Genomic DNA, 6,032 nt, shown 5'->3' with positions numbered 1-6,032 from the left:
GAGCCACGCCCTGCGTGGCGCTTGCGGTTCCAGCCACGCAGGGCGTGGCTCTACCGGCATTCCGTATTGGAATGACCCGGCTGGTACCCCGTCAGCCGTAGCTGCGGTATGGTTGGCTGCTACGCAGCCCCCCGGATTCCGCCCCCATGAAGAAGACCCTGTTGCTCCCGCTGCTGGCCGCCACGCTGGCCCTGGCCGCCTGCGGCAAGCCCGCCGCCGATTCCAGCAAGCTGGTGGTCGCGGCCACCGCGGTGCCGCACGCCGAGATCCTGGCGGTGGTCAAGCCGATCCTGCAGAAGGAAGGCCTGGAGCTGGACGTGAAGGTCTTCAACGACTACGTGCAGCCCAACGATCAGCTGGTGCAGAAACAGGTGGACGTGAACTACTTCCAGACCGAGCCGTACCTGGACGCCTACAACCGCGACCGCAAGACCGACCTGACCAAGGTCATCGGCGTGCACATCGAGCCGTTCGGCGCCTACTCGCGCCGCTTCAAGTCGCTGGCCGACCTGCCGGTGGGCGCCGACGTGGTGATTCCCAACGACCCGAGCAACAACAGCCGCGCGCTGATCCTGCTGCACAAGGCCGGCGTGATCACGCTCAAGGACCCGACCAACGCACTGGCCACCCAGCGCGACATCATCGCCAACCCGAAGCAGCTCAAGTTCCGCGAACTGGATTCGGCGATGCTGCCGCGCGTGCTCGACCAGGTGGACCTGGCCCTGATCAACACCAACTACGCGCTGGATGCGGGCCTCAACCCGACCCAGGACGCGCTGGCCATTGAAAGCAAGGATTCGCCGTACGTGAACTTCCTGGTGGCCCGCCCGGACAACAAGGATGACCCGCGCGTGCAGCAGCTGGCCAAGGCGCTGACCAGCCCGGAAGTGAAGGCCTTCATTGCCGAGAAATACAAGGGCGCGGTGCTGCCTGCGTTCTGATCGGGGGCGAGCCGACCAACGGTCGGCTCCTACCGTGGTGAACCGACCCGTGGTCGGTTCGCCGGTCAACCCACGCGGAATCCCATCGTGGCTTCCACCGCCTGTACCCATCCGGCGTACAGCGCTTCGCGTTCGGCCGCGGCCATCTGCGGCACGAACCGGCGATCCACCGCCCACTGCTCGGCAATCTCGGCACGGCTGCTCCAGAACCCGGTGGCCAGGCCGGCCAGGTAGGCCGCGCCCAGCGCGGTGGTTTCGGCCACCTGCGGGCGCAGCACGGGCACGCCCAGCAGGTCGCTCTGGAACTGCGCCATGAAGTCATTGGCGATCGCGCCCCCATCGGCGCGCAGTTCCTTCAGTTCAATGCCCGCATCGGCCTGCATCGCGGCCAGCACGTCGCGGGTCTGGTAGGCCATCGATTCCACCGCCGCGCGGATGAAGTGCTCCTTGGTGGTGCCCCGGCTCAGGCCGAACACCGCCCCGCGCACATCGCTGCGCCAGTACGGCGCGCCCAGGCCCACGAACGCCGGCACCATGTACACCCCGCCGTTGTCGGCCGCGCGTTCGGCATAGGCCTGGCAGTCGCTGGACTTGCCGAACATGCGCAGCCCGTCGCGCAGCCACTGCACGACGGAGCCGGCCACGAAGATCGACCCTTCCAGGGCATATTCCACCTGCCCGTCGATGCCCCAGGCCAGCGTGGTGAGCAGCCCGTTGCTGGAGGCCACCGCGCGCGTGCCGGTGTGCATCAGCATGAAACAGCCGGTGCCGTAGGTGTTCTTGACCATGCCCGGTTCGAAGCAGGCCTGGCCGAACAGCGCGGCCTGCTGGTCGCCGGCGATGCCGGCGATGGGGATGTGCTGGTCGAAGAAGAACTGCGAACGGGTGGTGCCATACACCTCGCTGGAGCCGCGCACCTCCGGCAGCATCGCGCGCGGGATGTCCAGCAGGGCGAGCAGTTCGTCATCCCAGGCCAGGGTGTGGATGTTGAACAGCAGTGTGCGGGCCGCATTGCTGTAGTCGGTGACGTGCACCGCGCCGCCGGTGAGGTTCCACACCAGCCAGCTGTCGATGGTGCCGAACAGCAGCTCGCCGCGCTCGGCGCGGTCCTGCGCGCCTTCCACGTGGTCCAGGATCCAGCGGATCTTGGTCGCCGAAAAGTAGGCATCCACCAGCAGGCCGGTGCGCTCGCGGATCAGCGGCTCGTGCCCCTCGGCCTTGAGTCGTTCGCAGATGTCGTTGCTCTGCCGGGACTGCCAGACGATTGCATTGTGGATGGGCTGGCCGGTGGCTTTGTCCCAGACCACCGTCGTTTCGCGCTGGTTGGTGATGCCGATCGCCGCGATCTGGCGCGGGTCGATCTGCTCGCGGTTGAGCAGTTCGGTCAGGGTGGTGTAGACGCTGGTCAGGATCTCGCGCGGATCGTGTTCAACCCAGCCGGGTTGCGGGAAGATCTGCCCGAACTCGCGCTGCGCCACCCCGGCGACGTGCCCGGCGCGGTCGAACAGCATTGCGCGCGAGCTGGTGGTGCCCTGGTCGATGGCGAGTACGTAGCGTTTGTCCATGGTGGATCCTGGGGTGCGGCCGGCACGATGCACTGGCGATGGTAACGCTACGCGATTGCCGCATGCCGCTGCTGCAGGAAGGCCGCAAGCGCGGCCCGCTGCGCGGCGTCCAGGCGCAGCCCGAGATGCGTCCGCCGCCATAGCAGGTCGTCCAGCTCGACGGCCCATTCCTGCTCGATCAGGTAGTCCACTTCACGCTCATACAGCCCCGCGCCGAAATGCCGGCCCAGCTCCGCCGGCGAGCGGGTCTCGCCCAGCACCACGCGGGCGCGCGAACCGTGGCGGCGCGCCAGGTCATGTAGCAGCGCTTCCGGCTGCTGCGGATACGCTGCCTGCAGCGCGGGCAGCAGCGCTTCCACGCTGCCGCCGTCGCCGCCGGGCAGGGCAGGGCCGCTGGCGGTCCACGCCGGTTCGCTACGGCCCAGCGCCGCACCCAGCTGGTCCACGGCTTCTTCGGCCAGGGTGCGGCAGGTGGTGAGCTTGCCGCCCAGCACGCTCAGCATGACGGCCTGCTGCGTATCGAGATGGAGCCGGTAGTCGCGGGTGACCTTGGCGGCATCGTGGTGGTGGTCGGCCAGCAGAGGGCGCACGCCGCTGTACTGCCACACCACATGCTCGGGCTGCACGGCGGTACGCAGCCATGCGTTGACGGCCGTGCACAGGTAGGTCACCTCGGCGGGTGCGGCCTGCACCCGGGCCGGGTCACCGTCGTAGTCCAGGTCGGTAGTGCCGATCAGGCTGTAATCCTGATCGAAAGGAATCACGAACACCACGCGCTGGTCGGGCTGCTGCAACAGCAGCGCGCTGCCCTGCGCATGCAGGCGCGGCACCACGATATGGCTGCCCTGGACCAGGCGCAGCCCGATCGGCGCATCCAGTCCGGCACGTTCCAGCAGGTTGCCTGCCCACGGGCCGGTGGCGTTGACCACCGAGCGCACCCGCAGGCGCTGCACCTGGCCATCGGCCCGGCGCAATACGGCCAGCCAGTGGTCGCGGTGGCGGATCAGCTGTTCGCAGCGGGTGCGGGTGCGGATGTCGGCACCACGCTCGCGCGCATCCATCGCGGTGATCACCACCAGCCGCGCATCATCCACGCGTGCATCGCTGTAGCTGAAGGCCGCGCGGTAGCGGGGCTGCAGCACGGCGCCGAGCGGGTCCCCGCGCAGGTCCAGCCGTCGGGAGCGCGGAAACGCCGTACCCGCGTCGACCAGATGGTCGTACAGCCAGAGGCCGGCGCGCAGCATCCACGCGGGGCGCAGGTGGCGCGCATGCGGTACTACGAACGTGGTGGGAGTGACCAGATGGGGTGCGAGCCGGTGCAGCACGCTGCGTTCGCGCAGCGCCTTGCGCACCAGGGCGAATTGCCCGTACTGCAGGTAGCGGAGCCCGCCATGGATCAGTTTGGTGCTGGCACTGGAGGTATGCGCGGCCAGGTCGTCCTGCTCGCACAGGCACACCGACCAGCCGCGCCCGGCCGCATCGCGGGCAATGGCCACCCCGTTGATCCCACCGCCCACGACCAGGACATCCAGCATGTCATCCATAGGCTTCCCCTCGCGCTGGTGAACAGTATTGACGCGGCCGCAGCAAGGGAAAATGAAGGCGAAACGACAACGGGCCCGCGAGGGGCCCGTTGCATTGCTACGTGGAGCGGAAGCGCTTAGAAGCGCGCGCCGATACCAAAGCCCACGGTCCACGGATCCAGCTTGGCCTCGTCGCCGGTGCTGCGGCCGTTGACGGTCAGGTCCGGGCGCGAATGCATGTAGCGGGCATCGGCGCGGGCGAACCAGGTGCTGTTGATGTTCATGTCCACGCCGACAGTGCCGATGGCGCCCTTGGCGGTTTCCAGCCCGATATGACCGGCGTCGCTGGCCAGCTTCTCGTTGCTGAAGTTCGACTCGTAGTAACCCACGCCCACGAACGGACGGAACACGTTGTCGGCCTGGCCGAAGTGGTACTGGCCGCTCAGCGCGATCGGCTGCTGCTCAACAGTGCCCAGCTTGGCATTGTTGGCGCCGCGCACGCGGTGATCGAACTTGTCAGCTGCGCCCCACAGTTCCACGGCCCAGTTGTCGTTGATGTAGTAGCTGAAGCTCAGCGTCGGCGCCGGGCCGCCATCGACCTTGTCGATGCCTTCCAGCGGATCGTTCTTCGGCTGCAGCAATGCAACGCCGCCGACAACGGCGAAATGCTTGCCCGACGCGGTGTCGGTGGTGCTGTCCTGCGCGAAGGCGGCAGGTGCGAAGGCAAGGGCAGTCAGGGTAGCCAGGGTCAGGGTACGGATGGAGCGCATGGGGGAATCTCCTCAGGTGTTTTTTTGTTCTGGGCCCCCGTTGCATCGGGGCGAGGCAAACGTAGTCCCCGCAACATGAATCGAATCCGACGCACGTTAAAATTTAGTTTGTTCTGTTCAGCGAGCAGCGCGAAATCGTTGCGCTGGCGCGCGATCATGCAATGCGCGACATTCATGCATCTGGAGACACTGTGACGAATCCAACGCTGTGCATCGGCCTGCCTGCGCAGGTTGCGGCGGATTGCCGCGTGCTGGTGCTGGGGTCGATGCCCGGCGTGGCATCGCTGCATGCGGCGCAGTACTACGCGCATCCGCGCAATCGGTTCTGGCCGTTGATATCGGCGCTGACCGGCATCGACGCGCGCCTTGCCTACGTCGATCGACTGCAGGCGTTGCAGTTGGCGGGCGTGGGGCTGTGGGATGTGATCGGGCAATGCGAGCGGCGCGGCAGCCTGGACACGGCCATCGTGCGCGGCAGTGAAGTGCCCAATGCGGTGGGCGGACTGATTGACCGGTTGCCGGCGCTGGCGGCGATCGCCTGCAATGGCGCCACTGCACACGCCGCCTTCGCGCGTTACATCCTGCCGGTGCTGGGGGAACGTGCGACGTCCCTGGCAGTGTGGTCGCTGCCGTCAACCAGCCCGGCGAATGCGGCATGGCCGCTGCCGCGCCTGCAGGTGGCGTGGCAGCCCGTGGCCGATGTCCTGGCCGGCTGAGCCGGACCTCGGCGGGACAATACGGTACCGACTGGAACATCTCTCGCGGCAGCGCCCATGCCTGCTGCAACAGGCTGTCCCGGGACAGAGGCATTGAAAATTGCCCAAGCTGGTTGGCGCTGACGCCTCATGCCCCCACAATAGGCGATTCCCTACACCAGATTGCCGGAGTTATCCCCATGGCCGAAATCAAGGAAGCACTTGTCCCCGATATCGGTGACTACAGCGATATCCCGGTAATCGAGGTGCTTGTCGCCGTTGGTGACACCGTCAAGAAGGACCAGGGCCTGGTCACGCTCGAGTCGGACAAGGCCACGATGGAAGTGCCGTCCTCGGTCGCCGGCGTGGTCAAGGAAATCAAGGTCAAGGTCGGCGACAACCTGTCCGAGGGCAAGGTCGTGGCGCTGATCGAAGTAGCCGACGCTGCCGCCGCCCCGGCCCCGGCCGCTGCGCCGGCACCCGCTCCGGCCAAGGCGGCTGCGGCCGCCGCCCCGGCGCCGGCCACCCAGAGCGCGCC

At 67.3% G+C, this 6,032-nt stretch carries 6 protein-coding genes; 3 read left to right on the top strand and 3 right to left on the bottom strand.

The window, feature by feature from the left end:
• Positions 1–146 precede the first annotated feature (146 nt).
• Complete coding sequence (locus QMX79_RS19550) at positions 147–941, top strand: MetQ/NlpA family ABC transporter substrate-binding protein (protein WP_068854111.1); 795 nt, start codon at positions 147–149, stop codon at positions 939–941.
• 65 nt (positions 942–1,006) lie between these two features.
• On the opposite strand, the gene glpK is transcribed toward QMX79_RS19550, so the two are convergent.
• From glpK to QMX79_RS19535, 3 genes are all read right to left on the bottom strand, one after another.
• Entirely contained in the window at positions 1,007–2,506 is a 1,500-nt protein-coding gene (gene glpK, locus QMX79_RS19545) for a glycerol kinase GlpK (protein WP_282248254.1), read from the bottom strand.
• Between the two features lie 47 nt (positions 2,507–2,553).
• Complete coding sequence (gene glpD, locus QMX79_RS19540) at positions 2,554–4,050, bottom strand: glycerol-3-phosphate dehydrogenase (protein ID WP_282248253.1); 1,497 nt, start codon at positions 4,048–4,050, stop codon at positions 2,554–2,556.
• 116 nt (positions 4,051–4,166) lie between these two features.
• Complete coding sequence (locus tag QMX79_RS19535) at positions 4,167–4,799, bottom strand: OmpW family outer membrane protein (protein ID WP_093534654.1); 633 nt, start codon at positions 4,797–4,799, stop codon at positions 4,167–4,169.
• A gap of 161 nt (positions 4,800–4,960) precedes the next feature.
• Here QMX79_RS19535 and QMX79_RS19530 point away from each other — a divergent pair, with 161 nt between their 5' ends.
• Both QMX79_RS19530 and QMX79_RS19525 read left to right on the top strand, forming a co-directional pair.
• Positions 4,961–5,515: a DNA-deoxyinosine glycosylase gene (locus QMX79_RS19530; protein WP_282248252.1), complete on the top strand. Its 555-nt coding sequence runs from the start codon at positions 4,961–4,963 to the stop codon at positions 5,513–5,515.
• Between the two features lie 179 nt (positions 5,516–5,694).
• Positions 5,695–6,032 (top strand): biotin/lipoyl-containing protein (locus QMX79_RS19525; RefSeq protein WP_336618879.1); only part of this gene is annotated, 338 nt, incomplete at its 3' end.

The organism is Stenotrophomonas sp. PS02300, assembly GCF_029959395.1.
GTDB classification, from domain to species: domain Bacteria; phylum Pseudomonadota; class Gammaproteobacteria; order Xanthomonadales; family Xanthomonadaceae; genus Stenotrophomonas; species Stenotrophomonas maltophilia_AD.
Note: the sequence above shows the minus strand (reverse complement) of the source record. Positions and strands in the feature narration are given on the sequence as shown.